This is a genomic window from Pseudomonas sp. FG6 (assembly GCF_057809015.1).
In genome coordinates this window covers 1-22549 of the sequence record NZ_JBMDJD010000017.1, presented here as the reverse complement: position 1 = coordinate 22549, position 22549 = coordinate 1, and the positions used below count along the sequence as shown (strand labels likewise).

Below are 22549 nucleotides of genomic sequence, written 5' to 3'. Positions count from 1 at the left end.
TCAGAACCCGCAGATTCAAAGGCTTTCGCTCTGAACAATGTGCCGCTTTTTTCCGAGCACATAAGTTTTTTTCGACATAGGTGTTATGAAAAATTCTTCTTAGGTTTCCCGCAGGATGTTCTTAGCTGTGTTGTTACAAGGTTGAAACGGTTTTGATCTTAACTTCGCCAATATTTTGACGACAAGCCTGCAATACACACCTAAGGAGATGCACCCCATGCGCGTTCTACACCCCCTCTGCAGCGCGGTTCTACTGGCCACGGCCTGCTCTTGCGCGCAGGCCATGTCCTTGACCGAAGCGATCCAGAGCACCATCGCCACCCACCCGGAGCTGGCGCAACGGGTGGACAGTCGCCTGTCGGCCAATGAGGACGTCAAGGTGGCCAGGGGGGGCTTTTTCCCATCGGTGGATTTGAACGCCGGCTACGGGCGCGGCTATACCGACAGCCCCACTACCCGCTCATCGGGTAATCACCACACCAATGTCCTGACGTACACCCAGTCGGAGCTGCGCCTGCGGCAGATGATCTTCGACGGGTTCAACACCGCCAATGAAGTGGAGCGCACCAAAGGCGTGGTCAACTCTCGCGCTTATTACGCGCAAGGCACCGCCCAGGACCTGGCACTGCGCACCATCGAGGTCTACCTGGAAGTGCTCAAGCGGCGCGAGTTAGTGACCCTGGCCAAGAACAACCTGCAAGCGCACCTGCGGGTCAACGACCAGATCGGCCTGCGCACCCAGCGGGGCGTGGGCAGCACCGCCGACGCCGACCAGTCCAACGCCCGTCGGGCCCTGGCGGAAAACAACTACGACACCGCCGAGGTGGACCTGGCCGACGCCGAGGCCAACTTCTATAGCGTGGTCGGGCGCATGCCCGATGAGCTGGAAGCGCCGCCCTCGACCAAAGGGGAAATCCCCGCCGACCTGCGCGAAGCCCAGCAAAGCATGGTGGATAACAACCCGTACCTGAAATCGGCCCAGGCTGACATCCAGTCCGCCGAGAGCCAGTACGAAGTGGCGAAGTCACCGTTCTACCCGCGTTTCGATGCCGAGGCGGCGGTGGGTGCCAACGACAACATCGGCGGTGAAGAAGGTCATGACAACACCTGGCGCGTGGGCATCGTGATGAACTACAACCTGTTCCGCGGCGGCAGCGACAAGGCGCGCCTGGCCTCCAATTCCCACCAGATCAACCAGGCCATGGACATTCGCAACAACGCCCTGCGCCAGCTCAACGAAGACACGCGCCTGGCCTGGAACGCGATGCTCAACGCCCGCAAGCAGACCCCCACCGCCCGCGAATACGCCGACACCACCGCCCGGGTACGCGCCGCCTACCAGGACCAGTTCGGCCTCGGCCAGCGCACCCTGCTCGACCTGCTCGACAGCGAGAACGAGCTGTACAACGCCAACCGTCGCTACACCGAAGTGCGCTACACCGAGGAGTTCTCGATGTATCGGCTGCTGGCGAACATGGGGCAGTTGTTGAGCAAGCAGCGGATCGTCCTGCCGGCCGAAACGATTGCCCAGACCGAGGTCAAGAACCAGGCACGGCTGCCCGAACTGAAGTAGCCCCCCAAAAATGGGAGTGAGCCATTGTGACCAGCATGGAAACCGCAAGCCCTGGCGCCGACCCGCGGCTGAATTTCGATGACCCTTTGCTGGACGGCCTGCTGATCCTCTGCAAACTCCATGGCGCGACGGCCAGCCGCGCCAGCCTGAGCGCCGGGCTCCCTATGGCGCACCAACGCTTGAGCCTGGACCTGCTGCCTCGCGCAGCGGCCCGGGCCAGCTTGCAGGCACGGGTGTTGCGTCGCGAACTGGCGGCCATCTCATCGCTCAACCTACCGGTCATGCTGATCCTGGCCGGGGGCCGTTGTGCGGTGTTGCGGCGCTGGGGCGAGGACGGCCAGGCGCTGATCTTGCCCAGCGAGGCCGATGGCGGCGAGCAATGGGTCAGCCGCGATGAACTGGCCGCCGACTACAGCGGCCAGGCCCTGTTCGCCCGGCCGCGTCATGAGCTGGAAGATCTGCGCGCGCCGCTGGTGCCGCGGGTCGAGGCGTGGTTTCGCGACACCTTGAAGCTGTCGCGCTGGCTGTACAGTGACGCCATCCTGGCGAGTTTGCTGATCAACGTGCTAGGCCTGATGGTGCCGCTGTTCGTCATGCAAACCTACGACCGCGTGGTGCCGAACCAGGCCACGTCCACCTTGTGGGTACTGGTCGTGGGGCTGCTGATCGGCACCGGTTTCGAATTGGTCCTGCGGGTGGTGCGCGCCCATTTGCTGGACACCGCCGGCAAGAAAACCGACGTGATTCTCTCCGCCACCCTGTTCGAGCGCATCACCGGCATGGCGATGAAGGCCAAGCCGGCGACCATCGGCGGCTTCGCCCAGAGCATCCATGACTTCCAGGGCCTGCGCGAGTTTCTCACCGCCGTGACCCTCACCAGCCTGATCGACCTGCCTTTCGCCCTGCTGATGCTGGTGGTGATCGGCCTGCTCGGGGGCTGGCTGGTGGTGATTCCCGTGGTGACCTTCCCCATCACCATTGCCTTGGCGATGATCATCCAGGTGCACCTGCGCGACACCGTACAAAAAAGCCTGGCCCTGGGCGCCCAGCGCCAAGCCTTGCTGATCGAAACCCTCAGTGGCCTGGAAACCCTCAAGGCGTGCAGCGCCGAGAGCGAACGCCAGCATCAATGGGAAAGCACCCACGGCGCCCTCACCCGCCTGGACAGCCACGCGCGCAATCTCTCGGCGCTGGCGACCAACGGCACGCTGTTCCTGCAACAACTGGCGGGCATGGCCACCATCGTCGCCGGGGTCTACAGCATCATCGCCGGCAACCTGAGCGTCGGGGCGCTGGTGGCCAGCTACATGCTCGGCAGCCGGGTGCTCGCACCGCTGGGCCAGATCGCCGGGCTGATCACCCGCTACCAGCAGGCCCAACTCACCATGCGCAGCACCGACGCCCTGATGGCCTTGCCCCAGGAGCGCGATGCCAGTCATAGGCCGCTGGATCACACCCAGCTGCAAGGCGCTCTGGACGTCAGCAGCATGACCTTTCACTACAACGGCCAGAACGCCGCGGCACTGGCCAATATCAGCTTCAGCCTCAAGCCCGGCGAACGGGTCGGCATCATCGGTCGCAGCGGTTCGGGCAAAAGCACCCTGGCGCGCCTGGTGATGGGTTTCCATGAACCGCAGGAAGGCCAATTGCTGCTGGACGGCCTGGACTTGCGGCAACTGGACGTCGCCGACCTGCGCCAACAGATCGGCTACGTCGCCCACGACCTGCCACTGCTGGCTGGCAGCCTGCGAGACAACCTGACGCTGGGGGCACGCTACATCAGCGACGCGCGCATGCTGGAAGTGGCGGAACTGACCGGTGTCACCGAACTGGCGCGCCAACACCCCCAAGGTTTCGACCGTCCGGTGGGCGAGCGCGGGCAACTGCTGTCCGGCGGCCAGCGCCAGGCCGTGCTGCTGGCCCGGGCGTTGCTGCTCGACCCGCCGATCCTGCTGCTCGACGAGCCCACCAGCGCCATGGACAACAGCAGCGAAGACGTCCTGCGGCAAAAACTCCACGCCCGCGTCCAAGGCAAGACCGTACTGCTGGTCACCCACCGCACCTCGATGCTGAGCCTGGTGGACCGGCTGCTGGTGCTGGACAACGGCCGGATCGTCGCGGACGGGCCGAAGGAAGCGGTGATCGAGGCGTTGCGCAAAGGGCGGGTGGGGTCTGCGGCGGTATAACCCGCTCCAACTTCAGCACATCTGTGGGAGCAAGGCTTGCCCGCGATGCAGGCACCTCGGTTCCAGTAAGACCGCATCAGCTTTATCGCGGGCAAGCCTTGCTCCCACAGGTAATCCTCCCGAGCCACAGGAATGTGTTGGGCTTTATTTTTTCTAACCAACGGGTACCGCCCCATGTCCGCTCAAACACCCGACCCAGTCACCCGCAGCTACTTCGGCAGCTTCAGCAAAAGCGCCGAGAGCGAGTTCATGCCGGAAACAGCCGGGGCCACGTTGCAAGACTCGCCCCGCCGTTCACGCATCACCGTCTGGCTGGCCGCCGGATTGATCGTCAGCGGGTTGGTCTGGGCCAGACTGGCGGTCTTGCAGGAAGTCACCACCGGCGAAGGCAAGGCAATTCCATCCAGCAAGGTCCAGGTTATCCAGAACCTGGAGGGCGGCATCGTCACCGAAATCTTCGTGCGCGAAGGCCAGATGGTGAACAAGGGCGACACCCTGCTGCGCCTGGATGACACGCGGTTTCTGTCGAACAAGGGCGAGAGCGAGGCCGATCGGTACGCCTTGATGGCGCAGGTCGAGCGCCTGTCGGCAGAAGCAGAAGGCCGGCCGCTCCAGATCTCCGCCGAAATCACCAGCAAGGCCCCGCAAGTGGCCGAGGGCGAGCGCTCGCTGTATGAACAGCGGCAACGGCGCCTGGCAAGCGAGCAACGGACCCTGACCGAGCAACTGCGGCAGAAAACCCAGGAGCTGGCGGAGTTTCGCTCCAAACAAGGCCAGTTCAGTTCCAGCCTGGCCCTGTTGCAGGAAGAAATGAACATGTCTGCCCCATTGGTCAGCACCGGTGCGGTGTCCCCGGTGGAGATCCTGCGGCTCAAGCGTAGCGCGGTGGAGATCCGCGGCTCGCTCAATGCCACCACCCTGGCGATCCCACGGGCCGAGTCGGCGATCAACGAGATCAAGAGCAAGATCGACGAATCGGAACAGACCTTCCGCTCCGACGCGGCCAAGGACCTCAACGAGAAACGCACGGAGCTGTCGAAGATCACCGCTTCAAGCATCGCCATCGACGACCGCGTGTCCCGCACCACCGTGGTCTCGCCGGTGCACGGGGTGATCAAGCAATTGAAGGTCAACACCATCGGCGGCGTGGTGCAGCCTGGCAGCGACATGGTGGAAATCGTGCCCCTGGAAGACAACCTGCTGATCGAAGCCAAGGTCCGCCCCCAGGACGTCGCTTTCCTGCACCCGGGCCAGAAGGCCATGGTCAAGTTCAGCGCCTATGACTACACGATCTACGGTGGGCTGAGCGCCAAACTCGAACTGATCGGCGCCGACACCATCACCGACGACAAGGGCAACAGCTTCTACCTGATCCAGGTGCGCACCGACAAAAACCACCTGGGCGGGGATGTGAAACCCTTGCTGATCATCCCGGGGATGGTGGCCACGGTGGATATCATCACCGGGGAGAAAAGTGTCCTGGATTACTTGCTCAAGCCGGTGTTGAAAGCGCGGACCGAGGCGATGCGTGAGCGTTGATCCGGACTCACGTTAACCCTGTGGCGAGGGAGCTTGCTCCCGCTGGGCCGCGCAGCAGCCCCAAAACCATTCACCTCGGTACATCAGGGTAGATCGCGTGGACAGGTTTTACGACGGCTTCGCCCGAGGCGTCGGACCGGCCGAGCGGGAGCAAGCTCCCTCGCCACAGGTACTGCTAGACCCTCCATGATTCTTCTGATAAGTCTCCTCCCCCATCGCCGCAATCTGTCCCTCGATCAACGCCTCGAACGGCCGCAGCAACGGCTCGAAGCTGGTCGGTGTCTCCAGGGTTTGCAGCGCCTGGACAATCGCCTCCACCGTCGACAACGCCCCCGGCCCCGGCGCCTTGCGCAAGCGATAGCGCGACACGCCACCTTCGGCCAGCGTCACCCGCGGCAGCGCCGCCAGCAGCGGATTGAGGTGCAACAACTTGCGCGCCTTGCGCCAGGTGCCGTCAGGCACGACCAACAGCAGCGGTTCGTCGCTGGGCCCATAGGCGTGCAGCGGCTGCGCATCATCGGCGGGAAACAACAGTCGCGCCTGATAGCCCGGCTGCTGGAGCAACCGGGGCAGATCCTCGAACACCTCACCCACGATCAGCTCGGCATTTTCCAGCCCCAGCGCCGCCAGCCGGGCCGTGTTCAAAGCATGGTTCACTTCGCTGGGGTGCTGCAGCAGCAAGACCCGTGTGCGGCTGTCGAGGTTGGGGATCAGCTGGCAGAGGCAATGGCTTTGCGGCCTGAGACAACGCGGGCATTGGGTTCTAGACATGGTCAGGCCTGATTCAGTTGAGCTTTGAGCAAATCATGGAAGGATCGACAGCGCTTTTGTGGCGAGGGATACAGGTTCTTGCGCCCATAAAAAAGATCGCAGTCTTCGGCCGTCTCGTTTGAAACGGTCGAAGACTGCGATCTCTCCAATATCCTGTGGTGTTTACCGGCGGCGCGGTTGACGGCGACGTTGCTCGTCATCGGTGCGGATCGGGACCGGTTGCATCGGCGGCTCGATCAAGCCTAGCGCGACACCCAGGTCATGAAGCCAGTTCTGGATTTTCTCTTTCATCGTGGTGCCCCCTCAAGGGTGATGCGAGCGGCAGAGTGCTCTGGCCCCTTCGCTGTGATAATAGTCCGATGTCTTGCGCAATGCTCGTCCCAGTTTGCAATGATCTGTTACTGAATTGATCCAAATCCAAAACCCGCCGTTCCACTCGATCGCTCAAGCCGATTGCGCCGTCAGCCCGGGGGCTCGCGGCCACGCCTGCTGCTGCAACTCGATCCAGGCGTTCAAGTTCGCCCCGACCATGCCTTTGCGCCACATCAGCCAGGTGGTCGCGCTGGCAAACGGCTCGGCCAGCGGATGGGCGGTCACCCGCTCCCGGCCCGGCAGGCTGGCGAGCATCGACTCCGACATCAACGCCACCCCGGAGCCGGCGATCACACACGCCAGCATCCCTTGGTACGACTCGATCTCCATGACCCGGCCCATGGTCGCGTGATCATGGGAAAACCACGCCTCCAGGCGCATGCGGTACGAACAACCGCGGCGAAACGTGAACACCGAGCGGCCCTGCACATCCAGCGCGCTGCGCACCGGCGGGTGACCGGCCTCGGCAATCAGCACCAGCCGCTCGTCACACAAGGGCACACCGTCCAGCCCCGACAGTTCCAGCGGTCCGTCCACCAACGCAGCGTCCAGACGCCCGGTGAGCAAGCCTTCCAGCAATTCGCCGCTGGGCCCGGATTGCACCTGCAAACTCACCGCCGGGTAAGCCTGGTGATACGCCGACAGCAGGTCCGGCAAGTGAATGGCCGCCGTGCTGTACATCGTCCCCAGCACGAACTCCCCGGCTGGCTGGCCGCCCTGCACGGCGGCATAGGCCTGATCGTGCAGGGCAAACAACTTGCTCGCATAGTCCAACAGGACTTTTCCCGCTGGCGACAACTGCAAGCGCTGACGCTCACGCAGGAAAAGGTCCACGCCCAACTGCTCCTCGAGCTGCTTGAGGCGGGTCGATAAATTCGACGGCACCCGATGCAAACGCTCGGCAGCCCGGGTGATGGAGCCTTCCTCGGCCACCGCCTTGAAAATCCGTAACTGGCTGAACTCCACGACATTCTCCAAAAAAGAACAAGTTACTCACTATTATTCAATTTTAATGAAAGTCAATCGATTCTAGCCTGACGGTCATCGCCTCAACGCTGGAGAACGACCATGTCGCCCCTGATCCGCCTGCTCGCCAGTTTCATCGCCCTGATGATGGCCATGGGCATCGGCCGCTTTTCCCTCACGCCCCAGTTACCTCATTTGATCGGCGAAGGTCAGTTGGACTTGACTGCCGCCGGTCTGGTCGCCGCCGCCAACTACCTGGGTTACTTCCTCGGCGCGGTGGACGCCATGTTTGCACGCCGCCCGCAACAGGTGCGCCGGCGTTTGCTCGGCGGCCTGTGGCTGTGCGTATTGCTGACCCTCGCGTCGTTCTGGGCCTGGGGTTTCTGGCCGCATCTGGCGCTGCGTTTCGGCACCGGTGTGGCGAGCGCCTGGGTGCTGGTGATGATCACCGCCCTGAGCCAACCCCTGGCCGCGCAGGCCGGACGGCCTCGGCTGGGCGCGCTGGTATTCGCCGGGCCAGGGTTGGGGATTTTCCTGACGGGTGTGCTGGCCCTGGGTTCGAATCTGCTAGGCCAGGCGTCCGCCACCCTATGGCTGGCGTATGCCAGCGTGGCGCTGGCGATGTTGCTGGTGATCCTGCCGATTCTCCCGTCCCCCGTCGCAACCACCGCCGTCGCTGCGCCGACCGCGCCCTCCCCGACGCGCGGCATCGCCCGGCTCGGCGTGGTGTACGCCTTGTATGGCGTGGGCTACATCATCCCGGCCACGTTCCTGTCGCAAATGGCGGCGGCGCAGTTTCACGGGCAGTGGCAGGCCGATCTGTTCTGGCCCTGCTTCGGCCTCGCCGCCGCCCTCGGCGTGCTGCTGGTGAGCCTGCGCCGAGCGCATCCACACACCACCGGTCGTTGGTTGACCGCGACACTATGGCTGCAAGCGGCCGGGGTGTTCGCCTGCCTGTTGGGCAGTGGGTCGGGGCTGGCGCTGGGGGTCATCCTGTGCGGCACGCCTTTTCTGGCCTGCATGCAATTGGTGATGCAGCGCTCCCGGGAACTGGCACCCCACGCCACCCAACGCAACGCCGGTCTGCTGACCGCCTGCTTCGCGGTCGGCCAGCTCAGTGGGCCGCTGCTGGCGGCGCTGAGCAGTCATTTCAGCGGCGGCCTGCAACCGGCGCTGATCGCCGCCGGTAGCGGCCTGCTGCTGGCCGGCGGCCTGTTGCTGCGCCCCGCCAGCCAAGGCGCGGCCAACTCTCGCTGCCAAAACCCCTGTGCCCAGGCCGCCCTGCGTTGATCAGGCCTGGCCGGCGGGGCTGAACGCTTTGTGCAACTGCGCGGCGGGCTCGCGTCGCGCCAAGGCGAAATACAACACCCCGCCGAGGAAGCAACCGGTGAACCAGGCGAAATTGGCCATCGGTTGCAGCAACGGCGTGAAGGTGATCGCCACGCCCATCAGCGTCGCCGGAACCAGCGCCTTGACCGCGGTCCAGTTGATACCGCCACTGTAGTAATAACGCCCGCTCGGCCCGTCATTGAACAGCGCATCGACATTGATCTGCTGTTTTTTGATCAGGTAGTAATCCACCAGCAAAATCCCGAACAGCGGGCCGATGAACGCCGCCAGAACGTCCAGGGTGTAGTGAATCACTTCAGGGTTGTTAAACAGGTTCCAGGGCGTGATGAAAATCGACGCCACCGCCGCGATCATGCCACCGGCGCGCCAACTGATTTTGCTCGGTGCCACGTTGGCAAAATCGAAAGCCGGGGAGACGAAGTTGGCGACGATGTTGATGCCGATGGTGGCGGTCACGAACGCAAAGGCCCCCAGCAGCACCGCCATATCGTTGTCGATGCGCGCCACAGTGGCGATCGGGTCATGGAGCATTTCGCCGAACACCGGCAAGGTCCCGGAAACAATCACCACGGTGACCAGCGAGAACGCCAGGAAATTCACCGGCAGCCCCCAGAAATTGCCCCGGCGCACGTCAGCCATGCTCCGGCAGTAACGGCTGAAATCACCAAAGTTCAGGGTCGGGCCGGAAAAGTACGACACCACCAGGGCCGTCGCGACGATCACCTGGCCGAACGCCTGCCAACCGGACAAGGACTTTTCCGCCAGAGTGAAGCTGATGTTGCTCCAACCGGCCTTCCACACGATCCAGCCGGCCAGCAGGAACATCACGGCATACACCAGCGGCCCGGCCCAATCGATGAAACGGCGGATGGACTCCATGCCCGTCCAGAACACCAGCGCCTGGACGAACCACAGGCTGAGGAAACCGAACCAGCCCAAGTAGGACAAACCGGCAAAATGCGCCGTTGCGTAAACGTCCATTGAAGGAAAAAACCGCAGCACCACGATGATCAGCGCACTGGACGCCAGGTACGTCTGAATCCCGTACCAGGCCACGGCGATCAGGCCGCGGATCACCGCAGGAATATTCGCCCCGAACACCCCGAACGCCAGCCGACAGATCACCGGATACGGCACCGCCGCTTGCTGGCTCGGCCTGGCGACCAGGTTAGCGATCAATTGCACGATGCAGATCCCACCCAACAACGCGATCAACACCTGCCAACTCGCCAGGCCCAACGCGAACAGGCTGGCGGCAAACACGTAGCCGCCCACGCTGTGCACATCGCTCATCCAGAACGCGAAGATGTTGTACCAATTCCATTTCTGCGGCAGCGGACCCAAGTCCTCGTTATAGAGGCGGGGGCTGTAGCCGTTGGGCAATTGCTCGGACATTGCGGGGCTCCTTTGAGTACCGCCGTGCCCCCGCGTCAACCTGCTCACCATACTGCGCACGGGAGCCGGCATGGTTTGTATACGAACCGTTACGCAGAATGCGTGCCATAGAGGTGAAATGTGAGACAAACCGGGGGGTGCAGCGGGCATTGAAGCCGGGCAGGAACAGGCATACGCCCACGAACAGGGCGCGAACGCATGCTAAAGGTGCAATATTTTGTATACAGCGCCGGTCAGCTGTGGGAGCAAGGCTTGCCCGCGATGAAAGCGGTGCGGTCTTCAATACCGAGGTGCCTACTTCGCGAGCAAGCTTTACTCCCACACAGCGGGCAAATGAAATCTACTGGGGCCCGCTTGAGGTCAGCTCAATTCGATCCGATCCGCATGAATGACAATCTGCCCATTCTTGTACAGCGCACCAATGGCCTTCTTGAAGTTGCCCTTGCTCACGCCAAACAGGCTGCTGATCAAGGCCGGGTCGCTCTTGTCGCTGACCGCCAGCGTGCCATTACTCTCACGCAACTTGGCGAGGATCTTGGCGTTCAGGCTGCCGGCGGCTTCCTGGCCCACTGGCTGCAAGCTCAGGCTGATCTTGCCGTCCGCACGGACTTCCTTGATGAAGCCCTTCTCCTGCTTGCCAGCGCGCATGAACTTGAAGATTTCGTTCTTGTGGATCAGGCCCCAGTGCTTGTTATTGATGATCGCCTTGAATCCCATGTCGGTGGCTTCGGCGACCAGCAGATCGACTTCCTGCCCTGGCGCGTAGTTTGCTGGCGTCTTGTCCAGGTAGCGATCCAGGCGCGCCGTGGCGGTGATGCGGCGGGTACGCTTGTCGAGATACACATGCACCACACAATACTCGCCGGCGCTCAGTTGGCGCTTCTCTTCGGAGTACGGCAGCAACAGGTCCTTGGGCAGGCCCCAGTCCAGGAAAACCCCGATGCTGTTGACCTCCACCACTTTCAGGCTGGCGAATTCACCCACCTGGACCTTGGGTTTTTCCGTCGTCGCGATCAGTTTGTCGTCGCTGTCCAGATAGATAAAAACATTGAGCCAGTCTTCATCTTCGCTGGGAATATCCTTGGGGATATAACGATTGGGCAGCAAGATCTCGCCATCCGCACCGCCATCCAGATATAAACCGAAGTCTGTGTGCTTGACCACTTGCAAACTGTTGTAGCGCCCGATTAAAGCCATTTCCAAATACCCTCATTGCGAGGGCGGCATTCTACCCGGTTTTGTCCCCTGATTCGGCACCACGTTGCGCCGCGCCTGATTTGTCCCGCCCCTCTGAGCGCAAGGCTGGCCATTCGTCAGGCAGCTTGTGGCGAGCGCCCTTCGCCATAGGCACTGTGCGGTGGTCAGGGATGCTATTTAAAACAGTGGTTTAGGGCCACCACACAGGTTTGAAGCACTCAATATTCCAGCCATTGGCAAAGATTCAAAAGGATATTTGCCCAGCATTTGTCAAGTATTTACTGTACGATGCCCGGCCGATTGATTATCCATAGGTTAATGGCCGCCATGCGCGTAAAAGCATCCCACAGCAAAGCAAAGCCAGCCCCTGCCGTTGAAACCAGCGAGTCGATCAACGACCAGATCGCTGCGTTCCTCAAATCCGGTGGTGAAATCCAACAAATTGCCAAAGGCGTCAGCGGCCAGACATTCGGCCCGTCCAAGCAGATCAGCCTCGGCAAGAAGTAACCTGCGGTACCGGTCCCAAAGCGCTTTGAGCTTCGAAGCGCTTGGACTGCCCCTCTTCCTACCCCGCCCCATTTCGCCTGAATCGACGAACGGCCTCAGTGGCAGCAGCTGCACAGCCTGCTCCGACTCTTTTTACTAAGCGTTACGTATTTGGCCATCTGAACTGCCGCGCGCCTGCCATGCTCAAACAAGACACCCAGGTACTTGCAAGGACTCGCTCATGTCGCGCTGGTTATCACGCACCGCCCTGCTCCTCGCCCTGCTGCTGACCTTCACCGCGTGTAGCCGCATCGGCCTGGCCTATCGCAACCTCGACCTGATCATTCCCTGGACCCTCAACGACTACCTGGAGATCAACGGCGAGCAGAAGGACTGGTTCGACGAACGCCTCAAGGAACACCTGAGCTGGCATTGCACCACCCAATTGCCCGGCTACCTGGACTGGCTCGATCGCCTGAAAATCATGGTGCAAACCAACCAGGTGACCGACCAAGCCCTGCAAGAACGCACCCGGGAAGCCAAGGCCGCCATCGCCGAAACCGCCAGGCGAATCACCCCCTCGGCCATCGAGCTGCTGCAAGGCCTGAGCAATGACCAGGTCGATGACATGGATGCCGCCTTCGTCAAGGACCAGCGCAAACGCCAGCAGCAATACCTCAAGCCGACGTTGCAGGAGCAGATCCAGGAACGCGGCGAACGCATGGAAAAACGCCTCAACGACTGGCTCGGCCCACTCAACATGGCCCAGCGCCAACGGGTGGTGGCCTGGTCCACCGCCCTGGGCGACCAGAACCAGCAATGGATCGCCAACCGGGCCCACTGGCAGAACCAGTTCAGCGCCGCCGTGGCCCAGCGCCACAGCCCCGATTTCCCCCAACGCATCGAACAGTTGCTGGTCAACCGCGAAAGCCTATGGACCCCCGCCTACCGCGAAGCCTACGACAACACCGAAGCCCAGGCCCGCAGCCTGCTCATCGACCTGATGGCCGACAGCACCGCGCCCCAGCGTGAGCGGCTGCTGAAGAAAATCGATGGGGTGAAGAAGGATTTCAGTGATTTGAAATGCCTGAAAGCGGCGCGCTCCTGAAATCACTGAAATCCAATGGGAGGGGCGTATATCCGTCAGGCAATCTGAGCCTTCGAAGCCAGATCATCAAAGGTAAACTCATCCAGCGCATCCTCCTGCTCATCCAACACCTGGCGCGGATGGTCATTGCCCGGAATGCTGCTGTCGATCAGGCTCAACAACCGCGAACCACGGGGCGTCAGCCTGAAGTTCTCGCCGTTACCGCCCTCCTCCTCTGGCCGAGGCTCGATATAGCCGCGCTCCAGCAACAGCTTTTCGTACTCACCGGCGACCGCTTTCAGATGATCGAGGTTCTCGATCGTCTCGCCTTCAGCCGCTTTCGCCGCCGCGTACTCCTCAGCGTAAGCCCGAGGAGCAAAGCTGTGCCCGGCGCCGTTCTGAACTTCGTGCAGCAACCGTTCGATCAAGTCCCAGTTATAAGTCGTCATCCTGGTCCATCCTCCAAAGAGTGAGATGCCTACCCAAGTTGTGACCGAGGTGCTGCGCCGCCGTTCAGCCAGGCTTACCGGCGGGTTGTTTCACCAGCCGACCAACGGCCTGTCGAAATGCTTCAAGGCCAAACGACCACTGTTGAGGCGCCGCATGGGCTGGGCCTTCGACTGGGTCTCATCAAACGGCTGCGACTTCAACGTCGACTTCGGCGTCAGCTTCAAGGCCGAAGACACCGCCGCCGGCAAAGCCACCTACAACTACGAAAAAACCGACAGCGCCGAAGGCGAACTCCCCGGCCTGAGCGTCTTCTACCGCAACGAAGCCGGCGACATCTTCCACACCTACTCCACCTACGCCCGCGGCCTCGACCTCCTGGTCGGCACCTACAACTACCTCGACCTCACGCCCAAGGGCCGCAACGAAGACGAAATCATGGATTGGGTAAGGCACCACGACAAATACGAAGACACCAAGCCCCACAGCTGCTGCCATGGCTGATACGCCAAACCCCAGTCGAGCACCGCCCCACCTGTGGCGAGGGAGCTTGCTCCCGCTGGGCCAGGCTGGCGCTCCAGTGCGAAGCGCCCCAAAGACTGAGCGTCAACATCAAGGGTGATAGACAAGTGACCCTGTTGGGGCTGCTGCGCAGCCCAGCGGGAGCAAGCTCCCTCGCCACGGGGTTTTAGGTCAGATTCAGTTGTTCATAAAAAAACCGGACCCAGGTCCGGTTTTTTCATGAAGCACTCCTGTCGGCTTACTCCGCCGCTGGCGCGGCCGGCTTGCGGCGCTTGAGCGGGGCCATGCCGTCCTTGCTGACCAGCGCCGGGGCGTCGGTTTTCGGGCGGTTGGCGGTCTTGCGCTTGGTGGGGGTCTTGGCGCCGGCTTTTTTCTTGTCGCCCTTGGCGTCGACCTTTTTCTTCTTCACGCCAACGGCCTTGCCCGAGGCCTTGACCTTTTTCGGTCCGCCGTAGGTGCCTTTGACTTCCTTGATGGTGCGCCGCTCGAAGCTCTGCTTGAGGTAGCGCTCGATGCTCGACATCAGGTTCCAGTCGCCGTGGCAGATCAGCGAGATCGCCAGGCCGTCGTTGCCCGCACGACCGGTGCGGCCGATGCGGTGTACGTATTCGTCGCCGCTGCGGGGCATGTCGAAGTTGATGACCAGGTCCAGGCCTTCCACGTCCAGGCCGCGAGCCGCGACGTCGGTGGCGACGAGGATTTTCACCCCGCCCTGCTTGAGGCGGTCGATGGCCAGCTTGCGGTCCTTCTGGTCTTTCTCGCCGTGCAGCACGAACGCCTTGTATTCCTGGGCAACGAGGCGACCGTAGATGCGGTCGGCCATGGCCCGGGTGTTGGTGAAGACGATGGCTTTTTCGTAGGTTTCGTTGGCCAGCAACCAGTTCACGATCTGCTCTTTGTGCTGGTTGTGGTCAGCGGTGATGATCTGCTGGCGGGTGGTGGAGTTCAGTTGGCTGACCGCGTTGAGCTGCAGGTGCTCCGGGTTGTCCAGCACCTTGGCGACCATTTCGCGCAGGCCCGAACCACCGGTGGTGGCGGAGAACAGCATGGTCTGCTGACGGTTGGCGCATTCGTCCACCAGGCGTTGCACGTCTTCGGCAAAGCCCATGTCCAGCATGCGGTCGGCTTCGTCCAGCACCAGCACTTCGACTTCCTTGAGGTCGAGGTTGCCGGCGTTCAGCTGCTCGATCATCCGTCCCGGCGTGCCGATCAGGATGTCTGGCACCTTGCGCAGCATGGCGGCCTGGACCTTGAAGTCTTCGCCACCGGTGATCAGGCCAGACTTGATGAAGGTGAACTGCGAAAAACGCTCCACTTCCTTCAGGGTCTGCTGGGCCAGTTCACGGGTCGGCAGCAGGATCAGCGTCTTGATGCTGACGCGGACCTTGGCCGGGCCGATCAGGCGGTTGAGGATCGGCAGCACGAACGCGGCGGTCTTGCCGCTGCCGGTCTGCGCCGTCACCCGCAGGTCACGCCCCTGGAGCGCGAGCGGAATAGCCGCTGCCTGCACCGGCGTTGGCTCGACAAATTTAAGCTCGGCCACGGCTTTGAGCAGGCGTTCGTGCAGGGCGAATTCGGAAAACACGGGTGCTACCTCGAAGAAATGCAAAAAATCAGCTGCATAGGGTAACGGTTTCGAACGCGCAGGCCGAGTTTCTTTATGCAAACGGCGACAATCAGTGGCTTTTTTTGGCCGCCAGCCGTCATCAACGGTCACCTGGACAGGCTTAAATGCTCTAATCGTCCGTCGCATCTTTAGAGAAGAACCGCTTTCCCCATGGACATCAAACAGCTCTGGCTCGACCTCCAAGACCTCTGGGGTGCCCTTGACCAGCATCCGCTCCTGCATTCCGGCCTCGGCCTGGTGGTGCTGCTGGCCATTTCCCTGGTGCTCGGACGCGTGGCGCGCTACCTGATTTTGCATGCGGCCAAGTTGCTCGGGCGCCAACCCGCCTTGAACTGGGTCAACGATTTGCGCCAGAACAAGGTCCTGCATCGCCTGGCGCAAACGACACCCTCGCTGATGATCCAGTTCGGCCTGCACCTGGTGCCTGGGCTCGGCAAGACCAGCCTGGTGTTCCTCGGCAACATCGCCACGGCCTTCACCGTCCTGTTCATGGTCTTGGCCCTCAGTGCCCTGCTCAGCGCCCTGCTGGATGTCTATGCCCGCACCGAGCACGCCCGGACCCGTTCGATCAAAGGCTATGTGCAACTGACGAAGATGGTCCTGTATGTGTTCGGCGCGATCATCATTGTCGCCACGCTGATCGACCGTTCGCCGCTGTTGCTGCTGTCGGGCCTGGGTGCGATGTCGGCGGTGATCCTGTTGGTCTACAAGGACACCTTGCTGTCGTTCGTCGCCAGCGTGCAGTTGACCAGCAACGACATGCTGCGGGTCGGCGACTGGATCGAGATGCCCCAGGTCGGCGCCGACGGTGACGTGGTGGACATCACGCTGCACACGGTCAAGGTGCAGAACTTCGACAAGACCATCGTCTCGATCCCCACCTGGCGCCTGATGTCCGAATCGTTCAAGAACTGGCGCGGCATGCAACAAGCCGGCGGTCGACGGATCAAGCGCAGCCTGTTCATCGACGCCAGCGGCGTGCGGTTTTTGCATGACGAGGAAGAACAGCGCCTGACCCAGGTGCGCCTGCTGACCGACTACATCGGCCGCAAACAGGCCGAGCTCAAGGCCTGGAACGAAGCCCAGGGCAACGTCGCGGCCATGTCGGCCAACCGCCGCCGGATGACCAACCTGGGCACCTTCCGCGCCTACGCCCTGGCCTATTTGAAAAGCCACCCCGAGATCCAACCGAACATGACCTGCATGGTCCGTCAGCTACAGACCACCGCCCATGGCATCCCGCTGGAAATCTACTGCTTCACCCGCACCACGGCGTGGACCGATTACGAGCGCATCCAGGGGGATATTTTCGATTACCTGCTGGCGGTGATGCCGGAGTTCGGGTTGAACCTGTACCAGCAGCCGAGCGGCATGGACCTACGCTCAGGGCTGCTGCCGGCGGTGCTGGGGGCGAGCACTGTTTCGGAGCCGCAGAAGCAGGTGGTCTGACCCTCAAAAGCGCTTAAGTGAACAGCAAGCCCGCTCCCACATGAGGGGTATGCGGTGGTCTTTAAATCGCGGGCAAAAAAAAGCCCGATCTCGCTAAAGCGTTCAATCGGGCTGATGCACTCAGGAGCAACAAGTGCAAAGGGAGGTTCGATGCGCGAAACGTCTGAAGGGAATTGCCAGGCCACTAGACCACCTGGCGATTACCCGAAGATTAAGACTCAGGCCACCTGGGACAGTCTGGCATTAGCCTGATTCAAGCCTTTTTCCTGGAAATCGCCACCCAGGTTCATGCCTTCGGCGTGAATGAAGGTCACGTCATGGATGCCGATAAAGCCCATGACCTGGCGCAGGTAGGGTTCCTGGTGGTCGGTGCTGCCACCGGCGTGGATGCCGCCGCGAGCGGTCAGCACGAAGGCGCGTTTGCCGGTCAGCAGGCCTTGGGGGCCGGTGGGGGTGTATTTGAAGGTCACACCGGCACGCAGCACGTGGTCCAGCCAGGCTTTCAAGGTGCTGGGGATGGCGAAGTTGTACATCGGCGCGGCCATCACCAATACATCAGCGGCCAGCAATTCATCGGTCAGTTGGTTGGAGCGCTCCAGGGAGGCGTTCTCGATGTCGTTGCGCTGCTCGGCAGGCTTCATCCAGCCACCCAACAAATGGGCATCCAGGTGCGGTACCGGGTTGATGGCCAGGTCGCGAACGCTGATTTCGTCGGCCGGGTGCGCTGCTTTCCATTGGCTGATGAAGGTCTGGGTCAGTTGGCGGGAGACCGAGTCTTGCTGGCGGGCACTGCTTTCGATGATCAGAACGCGGGACATGGCTTGTAGGCTCCATCTGAGAATGTTGTCAGTCGATGGAGTGAAGGTTAAGCGCTAGCCAATCGATGAAAAAGCGCAAATAATTGCTGCAAAGCATCGATATTTTCGTTTAGATGCGGAGCAAGCGCTGCGTCGCCTGCCCCGCTCCGGTTATTTGGGCTGGCAGGTCAGCTTGATGCGCAGCTTGATGATGTTGCGGTTGAACTTGGCCGTGGCGTTCTTGAACTTGCCGGCAGCGACTTCGATCTTGCGGGTGCGCGGCGCCTCGGGGCCGTTGTTGAAGACCACGGTACAGGCCGCATCGGTGCTGCCGTAGTTGTTGACCTGGATGGAGCCGATGTCGGCGTCGGTGTCATAGGCGTTGTAGTCAATGCTCAAGCCGTTGAGGTGTTTTTCCACATCGATCGGGTAGGCAAACGCAGTCAGTGGCAGCAAGGCCAGCACCACACAACAGATTTTTTTCATTCGGCAGTCTCCACCAAGGGACCGCCAGCTTAGGACAAGAGGAGCTGGATATGAAAGCGCCCCGCGTGACCCTTGATCAATGGCGAACGTTGCAAGCCGTGGTGGACCACGGCGGTTTCGCCCAGGCCGCCGAAGTGCTGCATCGCTCCCAATCGTCGGTGAGCTACACCGTGGCCCGCATGCAGGATCAACTGGGCGTACCGCTGCTGCGCATTGACGGACGCAAGGCCGTGCTGACCGAAGCCGGTGGCGTGTTGTTGCGCCGCTCACGGCAACTGGTGAAACAGGCCAGCCAATTGGAAGACCTGGCCCATCACATGGAGCAAGGCTGGGAAGCCGAGGTGCGCTTGGTGGTCGACGCGGCGTACCCCACTGCGCGCCTGGTGCGAGCCCTGACGGCGTTCATGCCGCAGAGCCGCGGCTGCCGGGTGCGGCTGCGCGAGGAAGTGCTGTCGGGGGTCGAAGAGGTCCTGCTGCAAGGCGTCGCCGACCTGGCCATCAGCAGCCTTAGCATCCCCGGTTACCTGGGCGCGGAACTCTCCGACGTGGAGTTCGTCGCCGTCGCCCATCCCGAACACGCCTTGCATCGACTCAACCGCGAGCTGACGTTCCAGGACCTGGAAAGCCAGTTGCAAGTGGTCATCCGCGACTCTGGCCGCCAGCAACCCCGTGACGTCGGCTGGCTTGGCGCCGAACAGCGCTGGACCGTCGGCAGCCTCGCCACCGCCGCGACCTTTGTCGGCAGCGGCCTGGGCTTTGCCTGGCTGCCTCGCCACATGATCGAGCGGGAATTGAAGGAAGGCACGCTCAAACGTCTACCCTTGGACCAGGGTGGCAGTCGCAACCCCAGTTTCTATTTGTATTCGAACAAGGAAAAACCCCTGGGCCCGGCCTCGCAGATTCTCGTCGAACTGCTGCGCACCTTCGACACCGCACCACTGGACACGCCGTTCGCCGCCCCTGAACAAGCCTGACAAGGACTTCGCCGATGGCCTATTTCGAACATGAAGATTGCAATCTGCACTACGAAGAATATGGTCACGGCGCGCCCTTGCTGCTGGTCCACGGGCTGGGTTCCAGTACCCGGGACTGGGAAAAGCAGATCCCGGTGTTTTCCAACCACTACCACGTGATCGCGGTGGACGTGCGCGGGCATGGACGCTCGGACAAACCACGCGGGCCCTACAGCATCGAAGGTTTCAGCGCCGACCTGATCGCCCTGATCGAGCATCTGGAGCTGGAACCGGTGCACCTGGTGGGCTGGTCCATGGGCGGCATGATCGCTTTTCAACTGGCGCTGGATGCCCCGCCTCTGGTCAAGAGCCTGTGCATCGTCAACAGCGTGCCTGAAGTCAAAATCCGCACGCTCGACGATGGCTGGCAATGGTTCAAGCGCTGGAGCCTGATGCGCATCCTCAGCCTGGGGGCCATCGGCAAGGCCTTGGGCGCCAAGTTGTTCCCCAAGCCGGAGCAAACCGATTTACGCTTGGAAATGTCCCGACGCTGGGCAAAAAACGATAAACATGCTTATCTCGCCAGCTTCGATGCCGTCGTGGGCTGGGGCGTTCAGGAACGACTGTCCGACATCACCTGTCCAACGCTGGTCATCTGTGCCGACCACGACTACAGCCCGGTGGCGGTGAAACAAGCCTATGTAAAGCTGCTACCGGATGCACGGCTGGTGGTCATTGCCGATTCACGGCACGCTACCCCGCTGGATCAATCCGAACGCTTCAACCAAACGCTGCTCGATTTTTTGACCGTAACCGACTCCACCACTCAGGACCACTGACCCTATGCTGAAAAAACTCGCCCTCGCCGCCGGTACCGCATTGTTCGCCGCCAACCTGATGGCCGCGCCAGCACCCCATGTGTTGCTGGACACCAGCAACGGCCAGATCGAAATCGAACTGGACCCGGTCAAGGCTCCCATCAGTACCAAGAACTTCCTCGAGTACGTGGACAGCGGCTTCTACAACAACACGATTTTCCACCGTGTGATCCCGGGCTTCATGGCCCAGGGCGGCGGCTTCACTCAAGCCATGCAACAGAAAGACACCAAGGCACCGATCAAGAACGAAGCCAGCAACGGCCTGCACAACGTGCGTGGCACCCTGGCGATGGCACGCACCTCCGACCCGAACTCGGCCACCGCGCAGTTCTTCATCAACGTCGCCGACAACGCCTTCCTCGACCCGGGCCGTGATGCCGGCTACGCGGTGTTCGGCAAAGTGGTCAAGGGCATGGACGTGGTGGACATCATCGTCAACTCGCCTGCCACCACCAAACAAGGCATGCAGAACGTGCCCGTCGACCCGGTGCTCATCAAGTCGGCCAAGCGCATCGACTGATCACGGCACGCGGCAAGCCTGGGCGGCGACGGCAGTCCCGCGCCGCCCATAGCAAAAGGAGAGCCCCCGCCAGGGCATTGACTGATGGTTTATCGCCGTTTCGAAAAACTGATCGACATCTTCCGCGACGCTCCGACCTCGGCCCCACCGAACCGCGTCCTGCCCTTCTACACCTACTACTTGAAACAAGTCTGGCCCAGCTTCGCGGTGCTGCTGGTGGTCGGCCTGATCGGCGCGCTGATCGAAGTGGCGCTGTTCAGCTACCTGAGCCGTATCATCGACCTGGCCCAGGCCACGCCCAATGCCGACTTTTTCAAGGTCCACGGCCTGGAGTTGGCGTGGATGGCGGTGGTGACGCTGATCCTGCGGCCCATCTTCGTTGCCCTGCATGACCTGCTGGTGCACCAGACCCTGAGCCCCGGCATGACCAGCCTGATCCGCTGGCAAAACCACAGCTACGTGCTCAAGCAGAGCCTGAATTTCTTCCAGAACGACTTCGCCGGGCGCATCGCCCAGCGCATCATGCAAACCGGCAACTCCTTGCGCGATTCTGCGGTGCAGGCCGTGGACGCGCTGTGGCACGTGCTGATCTACGCCATCAGCTCCCTGGTGCTGTTCGCCGAAGCCGACTGGCGCCTGATGATCCCGCTGTTGCTCTGGATCGCCGCCTTCATCGGCGCACTGTATTACTTCGTGCCACGGGTCAAGGAACGCTCGGTGGTGTCGTCCGATGCCCGTTCCAAACTGATGGGGCGAATCGTCGACGGCTACACCAACATCACCACCCTGAAACTGTTCGCCCACACCCACTTCGAACAACAGTACGCCCGCGAAGCCATCGCCGAGCAGACCGAAAAAGCCCAGCTGGCCGGTCGGGTGGTGACCAGCATGGACGTGGTCATCACCAGCCTGAACGGCTTGCTGATCGTCAGCACCACCGGCCTGGCGCTGTGGTTGTGGAGCCAGTCGCTGATCAGCGTCGGGGCCATTGCCCTGGCGACCGGGCTGGTGATCCGCATCGTCAACATGTCCGGCTGGATCATGTGGGTGGTCAACGGCATCTTCGAAAACATCGGCATGGTCCAGGACGGTTTGCAGACCATCGCCCAACCCGTCAGCGTCACCGACCGCGAGCAGGCCAAACCCTTGGCGGTGGCTCGCGGCGAGGTGCGTTTCGAGCACGTGGACTTTCACTACGGCAAGCAAAGCGGCGTGATCGGCGACCTCAACCTGAACATCAGGCCCGGTGAAAAAATCGGCTTGATCGGTCCGTCCGGCGCCGGTAAATCCACTCTGGTCAACCTACTGTTGCGTCTCTATGACGTACAGGGCGGGCGCATTCTCATCGACGACCAGGACATCGCCGACGTCAGCCAGCAAAGCCTGCGCGAACAGATCGGCATGATCACCCAGGACACCTCGCTGCTGCACCGTTCGATCCGCGACAACCTGCTGTACGGCAAGCCCGACGCCACCGATGCGCAACTCTGGGACGCCGTGCGCAAGGCCCGCGCCGATGAATTCATCCCGCTGCTGTCCGATGCCGAAGGTCGCACCGGCTTCGATGCCCACGTGGGCGAACGCGGCGTGAAGTTGTCCGGCGGCCAGCGCCAGCGCATCGCTATCGCACGGGTACTGCTCAAGGACGCGCCGATCCTGATCATGGACGAAGCGACCTCGGCCCTGGACTCGGAAGTCGAGGCGGCGATCCAGGAAAGCCTCGAGACGCTGATGCAAGGCAAGACCGTAATCGCCATCGCTCACCGCCTCTCCACCATCGCCCGCATGGACCGCCTGGTGGTGCTGGAACACGGCCGCATCGCCGAAACCGGCAGCCATGCCGAACTGCTGGCCCAGGGTGGGTTGTACGCACGGTTGTGGCGGCATCAGACCGGTGGGTTCGTGGGGATCGACTGATCCCCCGCGGCCTCTGTGGCGAGGGAGCAAG

The 22549-nt window shown here is 61.9% G+C and carries 20 protein-coding genes and 1 pseudogene; 12 read left to right on the top strand and 9 right to left on the bottom strand.

Features of this window, described 5'->3' with window-relative positions; all coding sequences use genetic code 11:
• Positions 1–217 precede the first annotated feature (217 nt).
• The 3 genes from ACODSJ_RS13200 (at position 218) to ACODSJ_RS13190 (ending at position 5298) form a co-directional block, all read left to right on the top strand.
• Entirely contained in the window at positions 218–1573 is a 1356-nt protein-coding gene (locus ACODSJ_RS13200; protein WP_489102144.1) for a TolC family outer membrane protein, read from the top strand.
• A 26-nt stretch (positions 1574–1599) separates the two neighbouring features.
• Positions 1600–3759 carry a type I secretion system permease/ATPase gene (locus ACODSJ_RS13195; protein ID WP_489102143.1) on the top strand — a complete coding sequence of 720 codons (2160 nt, stop codon included), beginning with the start codon at positions 1600–1602 and terminating at the stop codon, positions 3757–3759.
• 174 nt (positions 3760–3933) lie between these two features.
• Positions 3934–5298 carry an HlyD family type I secretion periplasmic adaptor subunit gene (locus tag ACODSJ_RS13190; RefSeq protein WP_489102142.1) on the top strand — a complete coding sequence of 455 codons (1365 nt, stop codon included), beginning with the start codon at positions 3934–3936 and terminating at the stop codon, positions 5296–5298.
• A 108-nt stretch (positions 5299–5406) separates the two neighbouring features.
• Here the strand turns inward: ACODSJ_RS13190 and ACODSJ_RS13185 are convergent, their stop codons facing one another.
• The 3 genes from ACODSJ_RS13185 to ptrR form a co-directional block, all read right to left on the bottom strand.
• On the bottom strand, positions 5407–6069 hold the full coding sequence (locus tag ACODSJ_RS13185; protein ID WP_489102141.1) for a tRNA-uridine aminocarboxypropyltransferase: 663 nt from the start codon (positions 6067–6069) through the stop codon (positions 5407–5409).
• Positions 6070–6231: 162 nt separating this feature from the next.
• Positions 6232–6360 carry a PA1414 family protein gene (locus ACODSJ_RS13180; RefSeq protein WP_003198971.1) on the bottom strand — a complete coding sequence of 43 codons (129 nt, stop codon included), beginning with the start codon at positions 6358–6360 and terminating at the stop codon, positions 6232–6234.
• Between the two features lie 153 nt (positions 6361–6513).
• Positions 6514–7407: a putrescine utilization regulator PtrR gene (gene ptrR, locus ACODSJ_RS13175; protein ID WP_489102140.1), complete on the bottom strand. Its 894-nt coding sequence runs from the start codon at positions 7405–7407 to the stop codon at positions 6514–6516.
• Positions 7408–7509: 102 nt separating this feature from the next.
• Between ptrR and ACODSJ_RS13170 the strand changes: the two genes are divergently transcribed.
• Positions 7510–8697 carry an MFS transporter gene (locus tag ACODSJ_RS13170; protein ID WP_489102139.1) on the top strand — a complete coding sequence of 396 codons (1188 nt, stop codon included), beginning with the start codon at positions 7510–7512 and terminating at the stop codon, positions 8695–8697.
• Here the strand turns inward: ACODSJ_RS13170 and ACODSJ_RS13165 are convergent, their stop codons facing one another.
• Together ACODSJ_RS13165 and ACODSJ_RS13160 are read right to left on the bottom strand one after the other, a co-directional pair.
• Positions 8698–10152 (bottom strand): NCS1 family nucleobase:cation symporter-1, encoded by a 1455-nt coding sequence (locus tag ACODSJ_RS13165; protein ID WP_489102138.1) that lies wholly within the window; start codon positions 10150–10152, stop codon positions 8698–8700.
• A gap of 360 nt (positions 10153–10512) precedes the next feature.
• Entirely contained in the window at positions 10513–11349 is an 837-nt protein-coding gene (locus ACODSJ_RS13160) for a CvfB family protein (RefSeq protein ID WP_489102137.1), read from the bottom strand.
• Between the two features lie 318 nt (positions 11350–11667).
• On the opposite strand from ACODSJ_RS13160, the gene ACODSJ_RS13155 reads away from it, so the two are divergent.
• The gene (locus ACODSJ_RS13155; RefSeq protein ID WP_265066595.1) at positions 11668–11856 is read left to right on the top strand and encodes a hypothetical protein; all 189 of its coding nucleotides are present in this window, start codon (positions 11668–11670) and stop codon (positions 11854–11856) included.
• A gap of 220 nt (positions 11857–12076) precedes the next feature.
• Positions 12077–12943 (top strand): DUF6279 family lipoprotein, encoded by an 867-nt coding sequence (locus ACODSJ_RS13150; protein ID WP_489102136.1) that lies wholly within the window; start codon positions 12077–12079, stop codon positions 12941–12943.
• 35 nt (positions 12944–12978) lie between these two features.
• On the opposite strand, the gene ACODSJ_RS13145 is transcribed toward ACODSJ_RS13150, so the two are convergent.
• Positions 12979–13371, bottom strand: coding sequence for a transcriptional regulator (locus ACODSJ_RS13145; RefSeq protein WP_489102135.1), 393 nt, complete (start codon positions 13369–13371; stop codon positions 12979–12981).
• A 145-nt stretch (positions 13372–13516) separates the two neighbouring features.
• Between ACODSJ_RS13145 and ACODSJ_RS13140 the strand changes: the two are divergent.
• A pseudogene (locus ACODSJ_RS13140) lies at positions 13517–13873 on the top strand (DUF899 family protein); the annotation flags it as partial.
• 256 nt (positions 13874–14129) lie between these two features.
• Here ACODSJ_RS13140 and ACODSJ_RS13135 read toward each other — a convergent pair.
• The gene (locus tag ACODSJ_RS13135; protein WP_489102134.1) at positions 14130–15476 is read right to left on the bottom strand and encodes a DEAD/DEAH box helicase; all 1347 of its coding nucleotides are present in this window, start codon (positions 15474–15476) and stop codon (positions 14130–14132) included.
• Positions 15477–15668: 192 nt separating this feature from the next.
• Here ACODSJ_RS13135 and ACODSJ_RS13130 point away from each other — a divergent pair, with 192 nt between their 5' ends.
• Positions 15669–16967, top strand: coding sequence for a mechanosensitive ion channel family protein (locus ACODSJ_RS13130; protein WP_489102133.1), 1299 nt, complete (start codon positions 15669–15671; stop codon positions 16965–16967).
• A 218-nt stretch (positions 16968–17185) separates the two neighbouring features.
• Here the strand turns inward: ACODSJ_RS13130 and ACODSJ_RS13125 are convergent, their stop codons facing one another.
• Positions 17186–17785, bottom strand: a complete 600-nt coding sequence (locus ACODSJ_RS13125; protein WP_489102132.1) for an FMN-dependent NADH-azoreductase — start codon at positions 17783–17785, stop codon at positions 17186–17188.
• Between the two features lie 150 nt (positions 17786–17935).
• Positions 17936–18250, bottom strand: coding sequence for a 3-phosphoglycerate kinase (locus ACODSJ_RS13120; RefSeq protein ID WP_489102131.1), 315 nt, complete (start codon positions 18248–18250; stop codon positions 17936–17938).
• 50 nt (positions 18251–18300) lie between these two features.
• Here ACODSJ_RS13120 and ACODSJ_RS13115 point away from each other — a divergent pair, with 50 nt between their 5' ends.
• The 4 genes from ACODSJ_RS13115 to ACODSJ_RS13100 all read left to right on the top strand — a co-directional run bounded on the left by ACODSJ_RS13115 (position 18301) and on the right by ACODSJ_RS13100 (position 22518).
• Entirely contained in the window at positions 18301–19224 is a 924-nt protein-coding gene (locus tag ACODSJ_RS13115; RefSeq protein ID WP_489102130.1) for a PA3225 family LysR-type transcriptional regulator, read from the top strand.
• A gap of 14 nt (positions 19225–19238) precedes the next feature.
• Positions 19239–20042 carry an alpha/beta fold hydrolase gene (locus ACODSJ_RS13110; protein ID WP_489102129.1) on the top strand — a complete coding sequence of 268 codons (804 nt, stop codon included), beginning with the start codon at positions 19239–19241 and terminating at the stop codon, positions 20040–20042.
• Between the two features lie 4 nt (positions 20043–20046).
• Positions 20047–20601 (top strand): peptidylprolyl isomerase, encoded by a 555-nt coding sequence (locus tag ACODSJ_RS13105; RefSeq protein WP_489102128.1) that lies wholly within the window; start codon positions 20047–20049, stop codon positions 20599–20601.
• Between the two features lie 84 nt (positions 20602–20685).
• Positions 20686–22518 (top strand): ABC transporter ATP-binding protein, encoded by a 1833-nt coding sequence (locus tag ACODSJ_RS13100; protein WP_489102127.1) that lies wholly within the window; start codon positions 20686–20688, stop codon positions 22516–22518.
• The last annotated feature ends 31 nt before the right edge of the window (positions 22519–22549 follow it).

What these genes read in the sequence shown, in the direction of transcription:
- ACODSJ_RS13165 (WP_489102138.1), bottom strand. Translation starts at nt 10,152, where the DNA reads ATGTCCGAGCAATTGCCCAACGGCTACAGCCCCCGCCTCTATAACGAG.
- ACODSJ_RS13190 (WP_489102142.1), top strand. Translation starts at nt 3,934, where the DNA reads ATGTCCGCTCAAACACCCGACCCAGTCACCCGCAGCTACTTCGGCAGC.
- ACODSJ_RS13150 (WP_489102136.1), top strand. Translation starts at nt 12,077, where the DNA reads ATGTCGCGCTGGTTATCACGCACCGCCCTGCTCCTCGCCCTGCTGCTG.
- ACODSJ_RS13130 (WP_489102133.1), top strand. Translation starts at nt 15,669, where the DNA reads ATGGACATCAAACAGCTCTGGCTCGACCTCCAAGACCTCTGGGGTGCC.
- ACODSJ_RS13185 (WP_489102141.1), bottom strand. Translation starts at nt 6,069, where the DNA reads ATGTCTAGAACCCAATGCCCGCGTTGTCTCAGGCCGCAAAGCCATTGC.
- ACODSJ_RS13155 (WP_265066595.1), top strand. Translation starts at nt 11,668, where the DNA reads ATGGCCGCCATGCGCGTAAAAGCATCCCACAGCAAAGCAAAGCCAGCC.
- ACODSJ_RS13115 (WP_489102130.1), top strand. Translation starts at nt 18,301, where the DNA reads ATGAAAGCGCCCCGCGTGACCCTTGATCAATGGCGAACGTTGCAAGCC.
- ACODSJ_RS13170 (WP_489102139.1), top strand. Translation starts at nt 7,510, where the DNA reads ATGTCGCCCCTGATCCGCCTGCTCGCCAGTTTCATCGCCCTGATGATG.
- ACODSJ_RS13180 (WP_003198971.1), bottom strand. Translation starts at nt 6,360, where the DNA reads ATGAAAGAGAAAATCCAGAACTGGCTTCATGACCTGGGTGTCGCGCTA.
- ACODSJ_RS13200 (WP_489102144.1), top strand. Translation starts at nt 218, where the DNA reads ATGCGCGTTCTACACCCCCTCTGCAGCGCGGTTCTACTGGCCACGGCC.
- ACODSJ_RS13125 (WP_489102132.1), bottom strand. Translation starts at nt 17,785, where the DNA reads ATGTCCCGCGTTCTGATCATCGAAAGCAGTGCCCGCCAGCAAGACTCG.
- ACODSJ_RS13145 (WP_489102135.1), bottom strand. Translation starts at nt 13,371, where the DNA reads ATGACGACTTATAACTGGGACTTGATCGAACGGTTGCTGCACGAAGTT.
- ACODSJ_RS13110 (WP_489102129.1), top strand. Translation starts at nt 19,239, where the DNA reads ATGGCCTATTTCGAACATGAAGATTGCAATCTGCACTACGAAGAATAT.
- ACODSJ_RS13120 (WP_489102131.1), bottom strand. Translation starts at nt 18,250, where the DNA reads ATGAAAAAAATCTGTTGTGTGGTGCTGGCCTTGCTGCCACTGACTGCG.
- ACODSJ_RS13100 (WP_489102127.1), top strand. Translation starts at nt 20,686, where the DNA reads ATGGTTTATCGCCGTTTCGAAAAACTGATCGACATCTTCCGCGACGCT.
- ACODSJ_RS13160 (WP_489102137.1), bottom strand. Translation starts at nt 11,349, where the DNA reads ATGGCTTTAATCGGGCGCTACAACAGTTTGCAAGTGGTCAAGCACACA.
- ACODSJ_RS13105 (WP_489102128.1), top strand. Translation starts at nt 20,047, where the DNA reads ATGCTGAAAAAACTCGCCCTCGCCGCCGGTACCGCATTGTTCGCCGCC.